Annotated in this window: 19 protein-coding genes and 1 pseudogene; 11 read left to right on the plus strand and 9 right to left on the minus strand. The window is 59.2% G+C overall.

What is annotated here, in order from left to right:
* On the plus strand, positions 1-288 hold a 288-nt coding region (locus AC1DUB_RS06925), incomplete at its 5' end, for a hypothetical protein (RefSeq protein ID WP_477728901.1).
* A gap of 24 nt (positions 289-312) precedes the next feature.
* On the opposite strand, the gene AC1DUB_RS06930 is transcribed toward AC1DUB_RS06925, so the two are convergent.
* From AC1DUB_RS06930 to argE, 5 genes are all read right to left on the minus strand, one after another.
* A complete protein-coding gene (locus AC1DUB_RS06930; protein ID WP_477728902.1) occupies positions 313-597 on the minus strand; it encodes a tripartite tricarboxylate transporter substrate-binding protein in 285 nt (94 codons plus the stop codon).
* A gap of 253 nt (positions 598-850) precedes the next feature.
* Positions 851-982 carry a hypothetical protein gene (locus tag AC1DUB_RS06935; RefSeq protein ID WP_477728903.1) on the minus strand — a complete coding sequence of 44 codons (132 nt, stop codon included), beginning with the start codon at positions 980-982 and terminating at the stop codon, positions 851-853.
* 302 nt (positions 983-1284) lie between these two features.
* Positions 1285-2475, minus strand: coding sequence for a glycine C-acetyltransferase (locus AC1DUB_RS06940; RefSeq protein WP_477728904.1), 1191 nt, complete (start codon positions 2473-2475; stop codon positions 1285-1287).
* Between the two features lie 8 nt (positions 2476-2483).
* A complete protein-coding gene (locus AC1DUB_RS06945; RefSeq protein WP_477728905.1) occupies positions 2484-3506 on the minus strand; it encodes an aminotransferase class IV in 1023 nt (340 codons plus the stop codon).
* A gap of 71 nt (positions 3507-3577) precedes the next feature.
* Positions 3578-4732 (minus strand): acetylornithine deacetylase, encoded by a 1155-nt coding sequence (gene argE / locus AC1DUB_RS06950; protein ID WP_477728906.1) that lies wholly within the window; start codon positions 4730-4732, stop codon positions 3578-3580.
* A gap of 174 nt (positions 4733-4906) precedes the next feature.
* Between argE and AC1DUB_RS06955 the strand changes: the two genes are divergently transcribed.
* A complete protein-coding gene (locus AC1DUB_RS06955; RefSeq protein ID WP_477728907.1) occupies positions 4907-5401 on the plus strand; it encodes an Lrp/AsnC family transcriptional regulator in 495 nt (164 codons plus the stop codon).
* 76 nt (positions 5402-5477) lie between these two features.
* Here AC1DUB_RS06955 and AC1DUB_RS06960 read toward each other — a convergent pair whose 3' ends face one another.
* The 4 genes and pseudogenes from AC1DUB_RS06960 to AC1DUB_RS06975 all read right to left on the minus strand — a co-directional run bounded on the left by AC1DUB_RS06960 (position 5478) and on the right by AC1DUB_RS06975 (position 9841).
* Positions 5478-6557 carry a branched-chain amino acid ABC transporter substrate-binding protein gene (locus tag AC1DUB_RS06960; RefSeq protein WP_477729080.1) on the minus strand — a complete coding sequence of 360 codons (1080 nt, stop codon included), beginning with the start codon at positions 6555-6557 and terminating at the stop codon, positions 5478-5480.
* A 347-nt stretch (positions 6558-6904) separates the two neighbouring features.
* Positions 6905-8120: pseudogene (locus AC1DUB_RS06965) on the minus strand (IS4 family transposase); the annotation flags it as partial.
* Positions 8121-8264: 144 nt separating this feature from the next.
* A complete protein-coding gene (locus AC1DUB_RS06970) occupies positions 8265-9512 on the minus strand; it encodes a serine hydrolase domain-containing protein (protein ID WP_477728908.1) in 1248 nt (415 codons plus the stop codon).
* A 170-nt stretch (positions 9513-9682) separates the two neighbouring features.
* Positions 9683-9841, minus strand: a complete 159-nt coding sequence (locus AC1DUB_RS06975; RefSeq protein ID WP_477728909.1) for a hypothetical protein — start codon at positions 9839-9841, stop codon at positions 9683-9685.
* Between the two features lie 1236 nt (positions 9842-11077).
* Between AC1DUB_RS06975 and AC1DUB_RS06980 the strand changes: the two genes are divergently transcribed.
* The 9 genes from AC1DUB_RS06980 (at position 11078) to AC1DUB_RS07020 (ending at position 19121) form a co-directional block, all read left to right on the plus strand.
* Entirely contained in the window at positions 11078-11851 is a 774-nt protein-coding gene (locus AC1DUB_RS06980; protein WP_477728910.1) for a GntR family transcriptional regulator, read from the plus strand.
* 22 nt (positions 11852-11873) lie between these two features.
* Positions 11874-13622 carry a fumarate reductase/succinate dehydrogenase flavoprotein subunit gene (locus AC1DUB_RS06985; protein WP_477728911.1) on the plus strand — a complete coding sequence of 583 codons (1749 nt, stop codon included), beginning with the start codon at positions 11874-11876 and terminating at the stop codon, positions 13620-13622.
* Positions 13623-13642: 20 nt separating this feature from the next.
* Positions 13643-13885 (plus strand): 4Fe-4S dicluster domain-containing protein, encoded by a 243-nt coding sequence (locus tag AC1DUB_RS06990; protein ID WP_477728912.1) that lies wholly within the window; start codon positions 13643-13645, stop codon positions 13883-13885.
* 21 nt (positions 13886-13906) lie between these two features.
* The gene (locus AC1DUB_RS06995) at positions 13907-15325 is read left to right on the plus strand and encodes an ABC transporter substrate-binding protein (RefSeq protein ID WP_477728913.1); all 1419 of its coding nucleotides are present in this window, start codon (positions 13907-13909) and stop codon (positions 15323-15325) included.
* Positions 15326-15333: 8 nt separating this feature from the next.
* A complete protein-coding gene (locus AC1DUB_RS07000) occupies positions 15334-16122 on the plus strand; it encodes an ABC transporter permease (protein ID WP_477728914.1) in 789 nt (262 codons plus the stop codon).
* Positions 16119-16994 carry an ABC transporter ATP-binding protein gene (locus AC1DUB_RS07005; RefSeq protein ID WP_477728915.1) on the plus strand — a complete coding sequence of 292 codons (876 nt, stop codon included), beginning with the start codon at positions 16119-16121 and terminating at the stop codon, positions 16992-16994. The genes AC1DUB_RS07000 and AC1DUB_RS07005 overlap by 4 nt, the downstream gene beginning before the upstream one ends.
* A gap of 23 nt (positions 16995-17017) precedes the next feature.
* Positions 17018-17989 carry a HEAT repeat domain-containing protein gene (locus AC1DUB_RS07010; RefSeq protein ID WP_477728916.1) on the plus strand — a complete coding sequence of 324 codons (972 nt, stop codon included), beginning with the start codon at positions 17018-17020 and terminating at the stop codon, positions 17987-17989.
* Positions 17986-18318 carry a gamma-butyrobetaine hydroxylase-like domain-containing protein gene (locus AC1DUB_RS07015; protein WP_477728917.1) on the plus strand — a complete coding sequence of 111 codons (333 nt, stop codon included), beginning with the start codon at positions 17986-17988 and terminating at the stop codon, positions 18316-18318. The genes AC1DUB_RS07010 and AC1DUB_RS07015 overlap by 4 nt, the downstream gene beginning before the upstream one ends.
* A 320-nt stretch (positions 18319-18638) precedes the next feature.
* A complete protein-coding gene (locus AC1DUB_RS07020; RefSeq protein WP_477728918.1) occupies positions 18639-19121 on the plus strand; it encodes a rhodanese-like domain-containing protein in 483 nt (160 codons plus the stop codon).
* Positions 19122-19124: the final 3 nt, after the last annotated feature.

Consider the following 19124-nt stretch of genomic DNA (forward strand, 5'->3'; position numbering starts at 1 on the left):
TTCTCCAAGGACCTCGCCGACGCTGTCCTGATCGGCTTGAACCAGGCTATTCAGGTCGGCGAGTTGCGATCCGACGCCCCAGCGCAGGAGATCTGCGTTCAATTGGTAAACATCATTAACTGTGCCGGGTTGACGACCATGGACGCACTTGATTTTTCTCGTTTGGAGGCCGTGTATCGAAGCTTTCTTCGGATGCTCTTGGCCGCGTACGGGCAGGCCAGGGTCTCTGGCCAAGGTCACTCCAATGTAGGAAAGAGCCGCGTGAAAAAGCCGCCCGCGGGGCTGTAGCCTTTGCGACAGCGATCTGCCACCTTAGTGATGATGAAGCCTGAACCGGGGGTCCGGATCCGCTAGCGTCTTCGAGAGCGCCGTCTGAATCTTCTGGAACACATCCATAGGCAACTTCGCAGGCGTGACCAGGCCGATCCAGGACTGCGCGAAGTATCCCGAAAGAATAGAATCAACGGTCGGCACGCTAGGAAGCTGCGGAACGGGCGCTTTGCTGGCGATGGCGACAATGTTCGCCTGCCCCGTCCTCGCATGGTTCACAACGGTCGGCAAGCAGCCGATAACCATATCCACTTCGCCAGCAAGCAAGGCAGTGAGCTGCCCTGCGCGAAGTCCGCATCCACCAGCCCGCTAAATCGACCTCCGTCAAGTCACTCGGTTAGCAATTAGAACAGTCAGGGGATCCTTTGCCCATATGCGTGCCGACCGCTGGCCGCAGTGATACTACTTTTCCTGCTGGCGAGCGCTTGCGAGAATGCGGCGGGCCTGAACCTCGTGGGGCTTGTCGATCATCATCCCATCTAGCGTTACTACTCCGCCAGAGGTCGACACCGACGCGCATCTAGTACTCTTTGGCCCAAGCGACTTCTGCCTGCGTTGACTCGAACGCCTCGTTGATGACGCTGCAGTGAGATGGGTGAATGGCAGCCTTGGCACCGAAGCCGTCAATTCTAGAGTCGATGGCTTCGTCCATAAGCCCTTCTAGTGCAGTGTTGCATTCTGTTTGGAACTTAAACGGCTATTGGCGCGAATGACCTTCTGCAGGATGCCGCGAGCAGTCCTGGTCCATATGAAGGGTTTGGGGTTGGTGTTGCGCAGAGCAATGTACTCGTCGATGGCAGCTACCACACTGCAGCCTCTCAAATCATCGAGACTGGTGGTAAAAATCTCCTTGAACTTGCAGGGAGCGCTTTGCATGATGACCCAAAAGTCAGGATCATGCACAGACGCGACTACATGCTCTCGAGAGATATTCCGGTCCACATATTTTTCAGCCTAGGGCAAGAAAAGAAATCTTTTGGCCTCGTAAAAAGCCTCAAGAGCGAACTCGATGTGCTCTGACGTGTGGGCTGCGCTGACCTGCGTACGAAGTCGTGCTTTGCCGTGAGGCACTACCGGATAACTAAAAGCTGCTACGAAGACTCGCTGCTCGCTCAAATAGCGAGCCATCGCCGTCGCCAACTGAGCGCTACCCAGCATTACCGGTACGATGGGGTGATCTACACCACCCAAAACAAAACCCAATTTACTCAGGCCGGTTCGGAGTTGCTGAGTGCGCGCACGGAGATTGGAACGCAAGCTCTCGCCGTTTTTTGCAAGATTGATCGCTTCGATCGTTGCTGAACATATCGCCGGCATGAGCGCATTGGAAAACAGATATGGCCGCGCTGTCTGCCGCAGCCATCCGATCAACTCGCGGCGTCCAGCGACATAGCCACCGGACGCCCCACCGAGCGCTTTGCCAAATGTTCCCGTCAGTATGTCGACTTGATCCTCAACTCCGTGTAGCGTCGGCGTTCCGCGACCTTCAGGTCCTAAAAGACCAACCGCATGCGAATCATCGACCATCACCAATGCGCCGTGGCTTTTGGCCAGGTCGCAAATTGCGGGAAGATTTGCCACGATCCCGTCCATGGAAAAAACGCCGTCGGTCACAACCAAAATTGTTCGTGCGCCCTTTGCGGCCTTGAGAGCCCGACGCAGGTCTTGCATATCGTTGTTCTCAAACCGAAACCGATTTGCCCTACATAGGCGCACGCCGTCGATGATGCTTGCATGGTTCAGCGAATCGCTCACGATCGCGTCCTCTTCACCCAAAATGGTCTCAAACAGTCCAGTATTGGCGTCAAAGCAAGATYCGAACAACACGGCATCTTCAGTCCGCAGGTAAGCGCTGAGTTGTTTCTCCAGATCCATGTGCACCTGGTGTGTGCCGCTTATAAAGCGAACGGAGGCCATGCCAAAGCCGTACCGTTGAATACCGGCAATGGCGGCAGCTTCAATGCGCGAATCTCCAGCCAGGCCTAGGTAGTTGTTTGCGCACAGATTCAAAAATGGCCGCTTGGCCTCGCCACGAAGCTCAATTTCTGCCCCCTGGCGCTTTTCTATAGGCCATTCTTTCTTGTAAAGGCCATGCGCCTCGAGCTCAACGGTCTTGGCCGTCAACCGCGCAAGCAACGATTCCATAGCATCCGTCATGGCGCAGGCGTGCTCTTTGTGGGGCTCGAATCCTTGGCATCGCTTGGATACTCTACCGGCGTGCTCCATGGCCCAGTCTTGTGCTTGTCCCAATACGCCGTGGTCAGTCGCTTGGTAATCTCACCAACCTGGCCAGACCCAACTGACCCACCATCGATGCGCGTGACTGGCATGATGCCGCCAGCGGTCGACGTGATGAATACTTCGTCAGCTTGCTTCAACTCCCCGACGCTAACATCAACAGCGGCTGCAGGAATATTCAGTTCAACGCACAGATCAAATACCGTCCTTCTTGTGATTCCGGGAAGAACTCCCTTCGCGGGCGTTCGCAGCGCTCCCTCTCGGACGCAGAACACATTGAAACCTGGTCCTTCAGCCACATTTCCGTTCTCGTCGAGAATCAAAGCGGTTTCTGCTTTTTTGTCGTATGCGTCGTACAGACCCTTGATGAGATCAAGCCAGTGATAGTTCTTGATCTGTGGATCCACAGACCGCGGCGAGATTCGGACAACCTGACTGATCGCAATATGCAGTCCGCGAGCCATCTGCTCTTTGTTAGCCACCGAGCCAAATGGTACGGCAAAAGCCATAAAACGATTGACCGCATCGCGCGGGTCGCGGCTAAAACTCGGTGATCCACCCCGGGTGCAGATCATCTCGACATAGGCCGAACGATGGCCGGACAGCGCAACACAGTTCTTGAGAATGGAGGCGACTTCTTCGCGGCTGTAAGGCAGCTTCATCCGCAAGCGCTCTATCCCCCCGAAGAACCGATCCAAATGCAAGTCCAGCCGGAAGAAATTTCCATCCCACACGTGGACAGTGTCATAGGTGGCGTCTGAGTGCAAAAACCCCCAATCCAGTACAGACAGCTTGGCTTCAGACATCGGCAGGTATTGGCCGTCGAGAAACGAGACGCCCGCTGGATAGCCGTGGGGATCATGATGCCTGGCTTCAATGAGCGGGAATTTTTGGCTCGATGAGCCAGCGCGTGGCGCGGCTTGAGTTTCAATGGACATGTTGTCTTACCTTTCAAAAAAAGTGAATGAGAGATGGATTACCGTTCTTGATTGAATGGATTTCTTAGAACTCATTTGAGAACGTCAATCAGGCGTTGCAGCATCGTCGCCGCCTCCGATAATTGGGACAGTTCGATAAATTCGTCGGGCTTGTGGGCCTGCAGAATGTCACCGGGTCCACAAACGACAGTCGACCAACCAGCCGCCTGGTAGAGCCCGGCTTCGGTGCCATATGCCACCGAGCGAACGGATGCCCCATCGGAGAGTCGCAAGGCCAGTGCCTCGGCAACACCGTCGGTTTCGGGTAGCAGACCCGGGACATCTGCAATAACCGAGATGTCGATCCGGCATCCTGGGTGCCGAGAGATCAATCGACGCTCAACGACATCGCGTGCGTAGGTTTCGTAGCGATGAAGATAGTCGCTAGCGCTTTCCCAGGGAACAGCACGTATATCTGTCGTGAAATTCGCCAGATCTGCGACTGTTGAAGCATTTATGCCTCCGTGAAAAACACCGCAATGCAGACTGGTGTAGGAGGGCTCGAAGCCGCGTTCACCAGGGGCAGAACGCAGCGCGTTATGCCGCTCGAGACGATCAAGCCAACTAACCAGTTGGGCTGCCGCCGTCACGGCGCTCGCACCAAGGTCACTGCGCCCTGAATGGACCGCGTGCCCGTGGATGGTTGTCAGAAGTTCTGTATACGACTTGTGGCCGTTAGCGATCTGGTTGCGAGTGGGCTCCCCCACGATGACCGCTGCTGGCCGCGCGATCTTGCCAGCCAACTCGCTCACTAAAAGCTTTCCGCCAAGACAACCCACTTCTTCGTCGTACGAAAAAGCAAGGTGAACCGGACGTGAAAGTCCGGCATGCTGGAACAGTGGCGCGGCGGCCAGCGCCAGCGCAATGAACCCTTTCATATCGGCTGCGCCGCGTCCGTAAAGCTTATCGTCCCGCTCCGTGAGAACCCAAGGATCTGACTCCCAGACCTGGCCCTCGACCGGCACAACATCCGTGTGCCCTGAAAGCACCACGCCGCCCGCAACTGCCGGCCCAATGGTGGCGTACAAGCTAGCCTTCTTTCCATCATCTGAAGTCAGAATGTGCGACTCGACACCAGCATCCGCGAGGCAAGCCTGGCAATAGCGGATCAGCTCAAGATTGCTTTCGCTCGAAACCGTAGGAAAAGCAACCAACTTTTGGAGAATGTCGCGCGCCTGGCTCAACATATGGTTTTTCTCCGCTGAGTGCTATTGACTAACGCGCAGAGTTTTCTTTTAGGGGATGTACTTGAAAAATCACACATAGCGTGAGTAAGATTAGGATGAGGCCGCTGAGTCAGCGGCTGGTACACGATCGGGAAACGCACTATCAATAGTGATAACCAAACAAAACGGCCTCCAATGAACGAACAAAAAATTTCCATAGACGACGAGCCATCGCAGCTCGACCACTTTGACCGCGCCATCCTCAAGCACTATCACCTGAACACAAAAATAGTTTCCGAAAAACTTGGCGAGTTGGTTAACTTGTCGCCAGCGTCCGTGCAACGCCGCATCAAGCGACTACGTGCGATGGGAATAATCAAGAGTGAGATTGCGCATTTAGATGCCGCTAAGCTTGGCTATCCGATCACGTGCGTCGTCGGCGTCGATGTCGAGCATGAAAGAGCAGAACAGATCGACCAATTCAAAAAGCGCATGTTGCTTCTCCCGAACGTTCAGCAATGCTTCTACGTCACCGGGCAACTTGACTTCATCCTTGTGGTGACAGCGCGCGATATGGTGGACTTCGAAGCCTTCACACGGAAAGCCTTTCTGACCGACGCCAACATCAAGAGCTTCACAACCCACGTCGTGATGGACAAAGTCAAAGAAGGATTCACTCTTCCGCTCTAAGCGCATTTCACCGCAAGGCCGCTGCCAGATTTCGTCGGAGTTCCGACATTTCCATGGACAGCGGCCAGCCACTGAGTTACATGGGGATCTTCTTGCCTTGCACGAACTTGAACACCGTGATGCTCGGGTTGCGTATCTCGCCATTAGCCTCGAATGCCACGTTTGCGGTAATGCCCTTGTAGTTGGTCTTTTGCAGAGCAGACAGGTACACCTTCGGATCAATCGAGCCCGCACGGACCATCGCATCGACCAGAATCATCGTGGCGTCGTAGGCATAGGGTGAATATATTTCAAACTGTCCCGGATATTTGGCGTCATATCGTGCCTTCCAAGCGAGGCCGCCAGGTATCTTTTCAAGCGACACACCGCCCTCGGCGCAGATAATGTTGTCCACGGTGGACGCACCGCTAGAGAGTTCAAACACTTTCTCGGTGCAGATGCCGTCTCCGCCAAGCAGCTTCACCTTATTCAGGCCCAGTTGCTGCATTTGACGCAGCATAGGACCGGCTTGCGAATCCATTCCGCCAAAGAAGATGGCCTCCGGCGCTTTCGCCTTGATGCTGGTCAGGATGCTAGAGAAGTCCACACTCTTGTCGGTTGTGTACTCGGCACTGACAATTTCAAGTCCATTTTCAGTGGCCGCGCGCCGGAACACATCAGCTATTCCCTGTCCGTAAGTCGTGCGGTCATCGATCAATGCGACTTTCTTGAGCTTCAGCGTTTTTGCCGTATAGATGGCAACACCAACGCCGAGCGCATTGTCGTTGGCCAACATTCGGAATGTGGTGTTGAAGCCCTGCTCCGTCAGCTTGGGGTTGGTCGCCGATGCTGTGATGTGTGGAATACCGCAGTTGTTATAGATCCGGGAAGCAGGGATGGTTGTGCCCGAGTTCATATGCCCGATGATTCCATTGACCTTCAGATCGCAAAGCTTCTGCGCAACTGCAGTCGCCTGCTTTGGATCGGCCGCATCATCTTCCGACACCAGCTCGAATTTAACCTTTCGGCCATTAATCGCAACGCCTTTGGCGAGCATGTCGTCCATGGCCATGCGTACTCCGTTCGAGTTGTCTTTTCCAAGGTGGGCCAGGGGGCCAGACAACGGGGCGACAAATCCAATTTTTACCAGGATTTCTTGCGCTTGGAGGTTTGACATGCCGAGACAGCACAACAAACCGACAAGAAGATAAGAGGCGTTCGTTTTCATTTACGGTTTCCCAAAAAAAGGCACATTCAGAGTGCAACCGGCGGCCAAGCCGGTGCGGCGACCGGAACTCGGCCAACTAAAAGTTCGGATGCCCGGCGTCAAATGAGTGCCCTGCCACTGGTCAGTTCTCAACCAGCCGTCAAAACTCAACACATCGTTCGCCGCGCATCTGGGACATAGTTTTTCATCACAGCAGTCCGTTCTAGACGCAATAAACGGTCATCCGGTGATGAAGTTCTTCGTTTTTTTGGCTTGATTTGAAGAATTGCGCAAAACCGCCTTAAGACGAATGGCACTTACTTTGGCTCGTATGCATGACCATGCTTCTCTACATGTCGGCGAGCCTGGTCGCGCGGTACCTTCAATCAAGGGTAGGGTTTTGGCTTTTGTTTTCGCATTCGCGGCTCGATGCGTCCGGGTCGATGGCCAACCCGGCATTGAGCGCTCAACGTGAACAGTCACTGGCAATCCTTCGTGGCAGAAAGTCCTCGCGCCACCCACTCGGTCCACAGTTGCACCGTGTGCTTGAAGCTCAGGCTGCGCAGGTCTATCCCGGCATTGCAGGCAGCCTGCGCCATGAGCAGTCGGATCACGTTGTAAGCGAGCAGATGGCCCCACAGCTGCTGTTCATTCATCTGCGGCGTCTGGCAGCTCAGCACTTCCATGCCGGTGGTGGTCTTGAGGTTGCGCAGGTCGAGTTCGACGTTCCAGCGGCGCGCATACAGCGCCGACTGATCGTGCTTGCTGACCTTACGATGATCGAGCAGCGTGGTGACCAGCACCTGGTGCGCGACTTTGACTTCGCGCAGCGTGAGTTCCTCGGGAACGCGCGTGTACTGTTCGGGCGTCATTCACTCTGGACGCGCCGCGGGCTTGGGCCAGCGCACAAGGGGTTCGCGCGCGCCCAGCGACTGGCCGCGCCGAAAGTCGGTGATTCGCGCTCCGTTTTGCTCGAACAACACATCCACACCTGCGCCCATCATGGTGGCGATCAAGAAATAGCTGCAATACAGGGCATCGGTCAGCATCACATCGCCTGCGGAGAAAACTTCGAGCGGACGGCGCACCAGTCCGAACTCGCCACTGCCTTTGCCGCTGTGCGGCCCTATCGCCGCATCCAGCGCCGCGCCGGTGGCCAGGCAAATCACCATGACCAGTCGCGCCAGCGGAAAGCCGACGCCTGGTGCCTGGGTGCTGGACTGGGGATAGCACGCCTGGTTCTCCTGGGTGTCGGGCATCGATAGTCCGGTCCAGCAGCTTGACCGCTCGCCCGCGCCACAGCCATGGCGCCAGAGCCTTCTGGCTGAGCAAGCGGCCTGTCTGGCGCGTGAGCGCACTGACCATCTCCAGCGGCAGCCGCTGGCGAGCCCCACAATACCCGCCGGTGCGAACGCTGCACGGGCGCAGACCATCGGCTGCGCGCTGCGCCGCCCAGCCGTTGACCGCCTTCTGACACGAGCCATCGGCCTTCAGCACCTGACGCATGAACATCGACAGCGCAACCGTCGGCGGACCCTTTGGTCAGCCACCTCCCTTTGCATTCAAGCACTTACGCGCGTCGCTCAATGCCAAACAGCTAAAGTAAGTGCCATTCGGGCTAGGGGGTCATTTGCAATCCTTCTATCTGGTTTGTCAGTTAGCCTGTTCGCCTGCCGCTTATGCCGACAATGTCCGTCCCAGTTTCAGCATCATCGGCAGAGTGATTGGAAAATTTCCGGCGGCGCTGGACGGTACAGGGTGAGATGCCAAGCGCGCCACCACCATCTCCGCCTTCGGCGCAACATAGAGCAGCTGACCGTGCATGCCTCCGCCCAGAAACGCGCCCAGCTCATCGTGCGTCACGCACCATTGGCTGCGATACGCCCAGCCCGGCGTCTCTCGGTACTTTGACGGGTCGCCGCCATCTTGCACGTCCGCTATGACGGACGAAGGTATTAGCTGCTTTCCATTCCATTCGCCGTGACGCCGCATGAGCTCGCCGAAGCGCGCCAAATCGCGCACCGTCGCCGACAGACCGGCACCGGCCATCGCCGTGCCGGCGGCATCGACGAAGATGTACCCATCCTCTTCGCAACCGAGTGGAGCCCACAGACGTTCATGCAGCAGTTGAGCGAAGGAGCGCCCCGTCACGCGGTTCATCACCCAAGCTAGCGCATCGGTGTTCACGGTCTTGTAGTCGACGGATTCTCCGTGGGCGCCTTTCTTGCGCATGGTGCATAGGTAGTCGCACAAAGTCTGCGGCCCGCCGTAGCCAACCGGGCGAGGTCGCCAACCGCAGGCGCGCGCATGCGCCCAGAAACTGGCCTGCTTATCGTCGTAGTCTTCGCTGTAGTCGAGGCCAGTCCGCATGTCCATCACCTGGCGTACCGTCGCGTCCTCAAATGCACTGCCGCGTAACTCTGGCACATAGTGCGCGAGGGCCCTGGAGTCATCGAGCACGCCCTCGTGCACGAGCGCCGCGGCGAGCGTGCCCACATATGTCTTCGTAATCGAATGCAACGCATGCGGCAGGTGTGGCTCGAGCGCGCCAAAGTAGCGCTCGTACACGATACGCCCGCGATGCAAAACCACGATCCCGTCCGTGTAGGTATCGTAGAGCGCCTCGTCGAAACGGCGGACGCGCCCGTTCGCGTCGGCAAAGGTGAGCCCGTCGATGTCGGCGGTCTTGTCGCTGCGATCGAGCAGCGCAGGCCCGTCCCGCCCGCGCCACACGTTGACAGTCGGCACAAGCTCGCGCATGTGCGACAGCGACCAGCGCATCTGCGGAAAATTGAGGAATTCGTCGCGCTCGAAAGTGATGCGCTTATCCGCAGGCGGCGGTGCACCGCGCATCCAGCCGAGTTCATTCGGATCGGACGCGCGGCCATCGAGGTAGCGCTGTCCATTGAATTCGAGCATGCCCATCTGTCGTCTCTCCTAGTTCGTTGCCAACGTGTACAAAAAATCATCCGGGTTGGTCAGGTTCTCCAGAACCCGAGCACGCACGGTAGCGTCACCTCTCTGCTGATGGAAATTGGGAAGATCCTACCGTCGCGTGAAGATCGCATTTCTGCAATATGAGGGTAAGCGGCTGGTCACGGCACCTTGACGAGGTGGCGACAGACGAGGTGGGCCAGGGGGCCAGACAACGGGGCGACAAATCCAATTTTCACCAGAATTTCTTGCGCTTGGAGGTTTGACGTGCCGACACAACACAACAAACCGACAAGAAGATAAGAGGCGTTCGTTTTCATTTACGATTTCCCAAAAAAAGGCACATTCAGACTGCAGCCGGCGGTCAAACCGGTGCGGCGACCGGAATTCGGCCAACTAAAAGTTCGGATGCCCGGCGTCGCCCTGCCACTGGTCAGTTCTCAACCAGCCGTCAAAATTCAACGCATCGTTCGCCGCGCATCTGGGACATAGTTTTTCATCACAGCAGTCCGTTCTAGACGCAATAATCGGTCATCCGGTGATGAAGTTCTTCGTTTTTTTGGCTTGATTTGAAGAATTGCGCAAAGCCGCTTTAAGACAAGGCTTGATGCCTCCACCCAGCGAGCTACGGGCTTGAGCAGTCATTCGCAGCGCTACTTATTTCGGACGCGCCAATCTCGTTTCCGTCAGGCCCCAGAGTTTTGCTGCCTGCCGAGTGTTGGCACGCTCGTCCAAAAACGTGACTACAGCATTGCAGATTGCGTCGTTACTCCGTATTGACGCATGGAATAACTCAAGCTCTCTTTATGTTGTCGGGAGTGGCGCGGAACTCTCAAGGCAATAAGCCTGCTGCTGTGACGCCTGAGCAAATGGAGTTGGCTTGCTTGCGTGCAGAGGTTGCGACTGGCATGCCAATGGGAAGGCACAGCCGCAGTGGCTACGCTCAAGGAGACCGCAGCAGTCTCAAGAGCATCAGATCGCAAAAAATCCGGTGGAGCACAAAGCCAGCCATCAGCTTGTTAACCGCACCTCATTCTGAGGTACGGCGTGGGATTAAAACGTGACGGTTAGAAACCGGCCAGCACCGATCCCTTGAACTCGGCCTGGACGAACTTGCAGATCGCATCAGAATGGCAGGCCTTCAGCAGCTTGGCCCCCGGGGCCTGTCCTCGTCCAGCTCACACACGGCCAGCAGGTTCACATACGATGACTTGGCGGCTTCCTGTGCAATCGCGTTTTTGGTGAGGTTGAGCCCGGCGAACCCGGTTTTTCGGGGCAGGTCCGATGTGATCAGGCGCCGCGCAATGTGCTGACTTGATTCAGACCGCGACTCACAGGAATGCCTCGCCTGACGAGCCGGGAATCAACTGCGTCAAATTCAACAACTCGAAAACGATATGTTGAATTTTGAACATGCAAACTGCTGATATTTCAACAGCCCGTCTTTCGAAAGCGTGCATTGACATTGCCTGTTTCTCTTTGCAAATCAAGGGCTTGAAGACCAATGCACTAACCTTCATGGCATTGGCACATCGCTTGCAATGTGATGAGCTGTCATGACAAGTACCAAGCACCTGCCAGCCGGTTATCCGGTGAGCTCCCCTTCACCGCTCACACGGCCAACAACGCTGCACAACCGCATTCGTGAAGAGTTGCGCGACCGCATCTTCTCGGGTGCCTACCAGCCGCATGACCGCGTGCCTTCCGAGAGCGCGCTGATGAGCCACTACGGCGTCAGCCGGATCACCGTGCGCCAGGCGCTGGGTAACCTGGAAAAAGAGCAACTGATCGTCAAGGTGCCGGGCAAAGGATCTTTCGTGACCCAACCCAAGCCCTTCCAGGAATTAGGTCGCCTGCAGGGTTTTGCCGAAGCCATGGGCGCGCTGGGTCATGAAACCTTCAACAAGCTGATACGCCTGAACACCGTGACTGCCACAACTCAAGTCGCTGAAAAACTGCAGCTTGCTGCGGGAACGGCCGTCACCGAAATCCACCGCGTGCGCTTGCTCGATCGGCAACCCGTATCGCTCGATATCACCTGGGTGCCCGAGCACCTCGGCGCACGTCTGGCGCGCGAAGACCTGGCCAGCCGCGACATCTTCCTCATCCTGGAGAGCGACTACGGCCTGCCGCTGGGACATGCTGACCTGGCCATCGACGCCACGCTCGCCGATGCGCAGCTCGCCGCCCTGCTGGATATCAACCCGGGTGCGCCGGTACTGCGTGTCGAGCGCCTCACGCACGGCAAGGACGGCGCGCCGCTGGACTACGAACACCTGTACTGCCGCGCCGACAACTTTCAATACCGGCTGCGCATTCATCGCGGCTGAATCACCCCAAAGGCTACGAATCATGGAAACAATTGAGCGAGAAGTTGATGTGCTGGTCATAGGCGGCGGCACCGCCGGGCCGATGGCTGCCGTCAAGGCCAAGCAGGCCAACCCCGCGCTGCGGGTGTTGTTGCTGGAAAAAGCCAATGTCAAACGCAGCGGCGCCATCTCGATGGGCATGGACGGACTCAACAACGCCGTGATCCCCGGCCACGCCACGCCCGAGCAGTACGTGCGCGAGATCACCATTGCCAACGACGGCATCGTGAACCAGAAAACCGTGCTGGCCTACGCGCAGAACAGCTTTTCCATGATCGAAGAGTTGGACCGCTGGGGCGTGAAGTTCGAGCGCGACGGAACCGGCGACTACGCCGTCAAGAAGGTGCACCACATGGGCAGCTACGTGCTGCCCATGCCCGAGGGCCACGACATCAAGAAGGTGCTGTACAAGCAGCTCAAGCGCACACGTGTCGAGATCGAGAACCGGCTCGTGGTGACGCGTCTGCTGACCGCCGAGGACGGCCGCATTGCGGGCGCCATGGCTTTCGATTGCCGCACCGCGGACTTTCATGTGATCCGCGCCAAATCGGTGGTGCTGTCGACCGGCGCCGCAGGCCGCCTGGGCCTGCCGGCTTCGGGCTACCTGTTCGGCACTTACGAAAACCCCACCAATGCGGGCGACGGCTACAGCATGGCCTACCACGCGGGCGCCGAGCTCTCGAGCATCGAATGCTTTCAGATCAACCCGCTGATAAAGGACTACAACGGCCCGGCCTGTGCTTATGTGACCGGCCCGTTCGGCGGCTACACCGCCAACAACCAGGGCGAGCGCTTCATTGAATGCGACTACTGGAGCGGCCAGATGATGTGGGAGTTCTACCAGGAGCTGCAAGGCGGGCGCGGCCCGGTCTTCCTCAAGCTCGACCACCTGGCCGGGGAAACGATCTCGACCATCGAGACCATCCTGCACAGCAACGAGCGGCCCAGCCGCGGTCGCTTCCATGAGGGCCGCGGCACCAATTACCGCGAGAAGATGGTTGAAATGCACATCTCCGAAATCGGGCTTTGCAGCGGACACTCCGCCTCCGGCGTCTGGGTCAATGAACACGCCGAAACCACGGTGCCCGGCCTGCATGCCGCTGGTGACCTGGCCTGTGTGCCGCACAACTACATGCTGGGCGCCTTTGTCTACGGCCGTATCGCCGGCGAAAGCTCGGCCCGCTTTTGCGAGTCGCATGAGCATGCACCCGTCGATACCCAGCAGGTCGAGCGCGAACGTGCCCGCGTCTGGGCGCCGCTGCAGCGCGAGCGCGGCCTGCCGCCCAACCAGGTCGAGTACAAGCTGCGCCGCATGGTCAACGACTACCTGCAGCCGCCCAAGGTCACACGCAAGATGGAGATTGGCCTAGAGCGTTTTGAAGGCATCAGGCACGATCTCGACCAGCTCAAGGCGCGTGACCCGCACGAGCTGATGCGCGCCATGGAAGTCCACTTCATCCGTGACTGCGCCGAGATGGCGGCCAGGGCCTCGCTGTACCGAACCGAAAGCCGCTGGGGCCTGTACCACGCACGCGTCGACTTTCCCGCGCGCAATGACGCCGACTGGTTTGTTCATGTGCAGTTGCAGAAAAACGCACAGGGTGAGATGGCCTGCTTCAAGCGGCCTATTGAGCCTTATGTGATTCCGATTGCCGATACCGAAAAAACTGCTTACCAGCGCTTGCGCATTCCGGCCGTCAACGTACCAGAGCCTGAAAAAGTAGCCGCCTGAACAACCACCCGGAGATCTCCATGCAAATTGCCCCTATTGCCTTCACCCCGCACAGCGTTCCCGTCACGGTTGATGCCGAGAAATGTATTGCCGACAAGGGCTGCACCGTCTGCGTCGATGTCTGCCCGCTCGACGTGCTGGCCATCGACTTCAGCAAGGGTACGGCCTATATGAAGTTCGACGAGTGCTGGTACTGCATGCCCTGCGAGAAAGACTGCCCGACCGGCGCCGTGCGCGTCGACATTCCCTACCTGCTTCGATAAACCCAAAGAGGACGTTCCACCATGAAAAACATCATCAAACCCTTGTTCGCCCTGGCCTTTGCCATGACGGCCGTGGCCAGCGCCAGCGCCGAAACGATCCGCGTGGCCATCGGCACGCAGGACACCACCATCAACTGCGCCACCGGCGGGCTGCTGATCCGCGAGCTGAAACTGCTCGAAAAATACCTGCCCCGCGACGGCAAGTACAAGGGTGTGACCTACGACATCCAGTGGAAAAATTTCACTTCAGGCGCGCCGCTGACCAACGAGATGGTGGCCGACAAACTCGATATCGGCTCCATGGCCGACTTCCCGGGCGCCAACAACATCGCGGCCTTTGTGAAGGCCGGCAAGAAGAGCGTTTTCCTGACCGTGCTGTCGGGCAGCACGCTGGGCAGCGGCAACGGCATTGTGGTGCCCAAGGATTCGCCCGTCACCTCGCTGGCCGAACTCAAGGGCCGGACCATCTCGGTCCCCTTTGCCTCCACCGCCCATGGCATGCTGCTGCGCGCGGTCAAGGCCCAGGGCTGGGACCCCGAGAAGGACGTGAACATCATCACCCAGGCCCCAGAAGTGGCCGGACCGGCCCTGCAGGCGGGCAAGATCGAGGCCCATGCCGATTTTGTGCCCTTTGCCGAGCTGTTTGTGCACCGGGGTTTTGCGCGCAAGATTTTCGACGGTGCGCAGGCCAATGCTCCGACCTACCACGGCAGCTTGGTCAACGCCGACTATGCGAAGAAGTACCCCGAGATCGTTACCGCCTTCCTGCGCGCCGCCATCGAGGCTGACCGCATCATCGCGGCCGAGCCCGAGAAGTACAGCGAGTTGATCGAAAAAGTCACGGGTATCGAAGCGCCGGTCAACTATCTCTACCACGGCCCGCTGGGCCTGCAGACACGTGACCTGAGCTGGAAGCCCGAATACAGGGGCGCCCTCAAAACCTCGATCGAAACGCTCAAACTACTGCGCCGCACCGATCTCGAGTTGGACGTCAACAACTTCATTGACGACCGCTTCATCAGGGACGCGTTCAAGCAGGCCAGCCTCAACTACGAGACCCAGCTGAAGAACTACGACAAACTGCCGCTCAAGGCCAGCGACCATGTGACCGGCAAGCCCATCACCGACTTCCAGCGCGTGGCCGGCATCTGGGTCCAGGGCGAGCCCAAGGTGCGCCACTACGCCAACCTTGAAACCGCCTTTGCCGACCTGCGCAAGATTGAAGCCTCGGGCAAAACCGCACGTGCCGTCTACGTACATGACCTGATCCACCGCATCAAACTGCTGGCACCGCTGGCCTGGTTTGCCAGCGACAGCAAGGGCCAGGTCAGCGCCTTCCTGCAAAAAGACGCCGCCAACGCGTATGCGCGCGCCAACAAGGGCCAGCTGCTGGACTACGCCGGGCTGCGTTCGGGTGCTGTCAATATCGCAAAAAACTGAGCGGCGCTGTGAAACGGTCTGAACTGGTCACTCGTTCGCTGCAGGCTGCGTCGCTGGTGCTGTGCGTGCTGCTCTGGCACCTGGCGGCCAACCACAAGCTCAAGCTGGCATTCATCACCTTTGCTAACGTGCCCCCGCCGCCCGAAGTGCTGAAGGCGGCGTGGGACCTCGCGCAGTCGCCCAAGCTGCAGCAGCACCTGGGCAGCAGCCTGCTGCGCATCGCCGCCGGCTTCAGTCTCGCAGCGGCGCTCGGCGTCGGCTTGGGTTTGCTGATCGGACGCCTGCAGGGGGTGCGCAACGTGCTGCTGCCGCCGCTTGAGGTGCTGCGGCCTATCCCGGCCGTCGCCTGGATCCCGCTAGCCATCCTGATGTTTCCGTCATCGGAAGGCAGCATGATCTTCATCACCTTTGTCGGCGCGCTGTTTCCCATCCTACTCAACACCATCCACGGCGTTGAAGGGGTGGACCCGCGGCTGATCGCCTCGGCGCGCAGCCTGGGCACGCGGCGCTGGCGCCTGTTCACCGAGGTCATCGCGCCAGGTGCGGCACCTAGCATTGTGACCGGCCTGTCGATCGGCATGGGCACCTGCTGGTTCTGCCTGGTCACGGCCGAAATGATCTCCGGGCAGTTCGGCATCGGTTATTACACCTGGGAGTCCTACGTCGTGCAGAACTACGCCAACATCATCGTCGGCATGCTGGTGATCGGCGTGCTCGGCATGGGCAGCAGCGTGCTGATCCAGCGGGCCGGCCAGTGGCTGATGCCCTGGTACCGCCCGCAAGGGAATGGGCGATGAGTCATTCAGACCCCCAGGCCATCCTGACTGGCCATATCGGCATCGACCATGTGTCGATCCGGCTCGGCGACGCTGGTGGCAGCGCCGGTGTCGAAGTGCTGCACGATGTCTCACTGACCTTCGCCCCGGGCGAGTTCATCTGCCTGCTGGGTCCCTCGGGCTGCGGCAAGTCCACCTTGCTGGGCGCGCTCGCCGGCCATTTGAAACCCTCGCAAGGCAGACTGGACCTGGATGGCGTGAGCATAGCCGGCCCGGCCCCTGAGCGCGGTCTGGTGTTCCAGCATCACACGCTGTTCCCCTGGAAGACGGTGCTCAACAACGTGGGGTTCGGCCTGAAGATGAAAGGCCTCGGCAAACATGAGCGCGATGCGCAGGCGCGAGAGCTGCTGCAACTGGTCGGCCTGGCCGGCTTTGAGCACCGTTACCCGCGTGAACTGTCGGGCGGCATGCAGCAGCGCGTGGAAATCGCCCGCGTGCTGATCAACCACCCGCGTGTGCTGCTGATGGACGAGCCGTTTGGCGCGCTCGATGCCCTGACCCGCGTGAAAATGCAGGAACTGCTGCTGGACGTCTGGTCGCGTGTTCGCACCACGCTGGTCTTTGTCACCCACGACATCGACGAAGCACTGTTCCTGGCCGACCGGTTGCTGGTCATGAGCCCGCGGCCCGGCCGCATCATTGAGGAACTGCGCCCCGACTTCGCGCGCCCGCGCCATGCCGACCTGGTTACCGACCCGCATTTTGTGGCACTCAAACGCCATTGCCTGGCCCTGCTCAACCACGACACCGCCGCGCTGCCACTGGCGCGGCTGACGCCGCTGGGCCAGCCGCCGACCGAAGAAACTGCAGCGGCCTGGCATTTTGCGGTCTGACCTTCAACTTTTTCAAGATATTCATGACCACTCTCATTGACGACAGCAACCTGCTGTCCCCAGCCCTGCAGCAACGCCTAACCAGCAACGACGCGGGCGTGCGCCGCGTGGCGCTGTTCGAATTGGCCGATCACGAAGAAGAAGCCCTGCTGCCATGGCTCGTGGCAGCGCTCACGGACATCGCCGCGGAGGTGCGTACCGAAGCCGCCAAGCGCCTCGCGGGTTGGGAGACACCTGCGGTAGTGCGGGCCCTGGCCGGGGCGCTGCTCGACGACACCGAGGCCGTGCAAACTGCCGCTGCGCAGTCACTGAGCGAACTCAAAAGCACCGAAGCCGGCCATGCCCTGCTGCCCTGGGCGAACCACCCCCACGCCTTTGTGCGCGCATCCACCCTACGTGCTCTGCGCGAGCTGCGGCTGCAGCAAGCGGTCGACCCGGCGCTAGAAGGGCTCAGGCATGACAGCGCCGCAGTGCGTCGCGAAGCCGTCGGCGTGCTGGGCTGGCTCAAGCAGTCTTCGGCACTGCCGGAGTTGGCGCGCATCGCCGCTGAAGACAGCGATGCAGAAGTCAGGCGCGCCGCCACCGGTGCGCTCGGCCTGGCTTTGCAGGACGACGCACCCCAGGTGCACCAGGCCTTGCTCGCTGCACTGAAGGACCCGGCCTGGAATGTGCGCGAGGAAGCAGCCGCCACGCTTGGCAAGCTTCGGCTGGACGCCGCACCTGCCCTCATTGCCGCGTTGGACGACGCCTACTGGCAGGTCAGGCTGCGCGCTGCGCGCGCGCTGGGCCAATTGAAGGCTGCCGCTGCGGTCGCGCCGCTGGGCCGCGCTCTGCAGCACGAGATCAGCAACCTGCGCAAGGAAGCCGCCATTGCGCTCGGCGAGATAGGTGGCAACACCGCCATCGCGCTGCTGCAAGCCGCTCTCGCCGATCCTGATCCCGAAGTCCGCAAGCTGGCGCGGCTGGGACTAGCCCGCTGGCAGCAGGCTGCATGACAGACACCGGCACAACCGCGCCGCCCAGCGAGATCAAGTTGGACGCCCGCGGCCTGGACGTCCATTGGGATGACACAACATTCCGGCTGGAAGCGGCTCACCTTCGCAGCCACTGCCGTTGTGCCGGCTGTAAGCAACTGGCACTGCAAGGTACGCCAGGCATCCCGGGCGTGGACATTCAACTGGCCAATGCCTCGCCGGTCGGCAGCTATGGTCTGCAACTTCATTTCAGCGATGGCCATGACCGCGGCATTTACCCATGGGCGTATTTGTATGAGCTGGCCGAAGCGAGCGTTCAGCATCAGAATCACAGCAAAAACAGACTCTAGCGCCCATCCTACAAGCGCAAGCAGCTATTAAAAAAATAGCAATCAATGTTTCAAAGATGCCTGATCCGAGGCACCGGCCAACGCAATCAGACGCTCAATGAAGGCGCTGTCGCTGAAGCAGCAGCCTGATGGGCTGCACTGTTGATCAGACTGCAGAGCTGCTGAATTTTCAACACCTCTGATGCGACTGTGAAGGGTGTTTCCCTCGGAAGAGGGCACGCCATAAAGATGGCGTGCTTATTGCGGTAGAAGGGTCGGCACACCCCACCAAGCCTAGGCCAGGGGAATGCCGGAACCCTCAACGAAAGAAGTGAATTCACATGAAATACCAGAAGAGCGTGTTGGCTGCCACCCTGTTAAGTCTGAGCGTCTGCGCCGCGTTTGCGCAGCAGGCCAGCCCTGCTGCAAGTCCCGGCGCCGCTGCCGCAGCCGATGTGTGGAAATACAAGACCAGGCGGCTTGACCGCGCAGGCGTGGACGCGCTGCTGGCCAAGCCCCAGAAGCTGGTGGTGATTGACGTGCGGCGCCCCGATGAACTCACCGCCAAGGGAAGTTTTCCGGTCTATCTGAACATCCAGGTAAAGGATGTGGAGAAAAGCCTGGCCTACATCCCCAGGGATCGCGCCATTCTGACCGTCTCCAACCGTGCCCACCGTGCCGGTGCGGTGGGTGATCTGCTGACCAGCAAGGGCTTCAAGGTGGCCGGTGCAGCCGGTTCTCTGGATTACGAGGACCAGGGCGGCACGATCACCCGCGTGACAGCGCCGCCACCCAAGCCCGCCACGGTATCCGCCGCCCCCTGACCT

The sequence above is a fragment of the Polaromonas sp. P4_F9 genome (assembly GCF_056401235.1).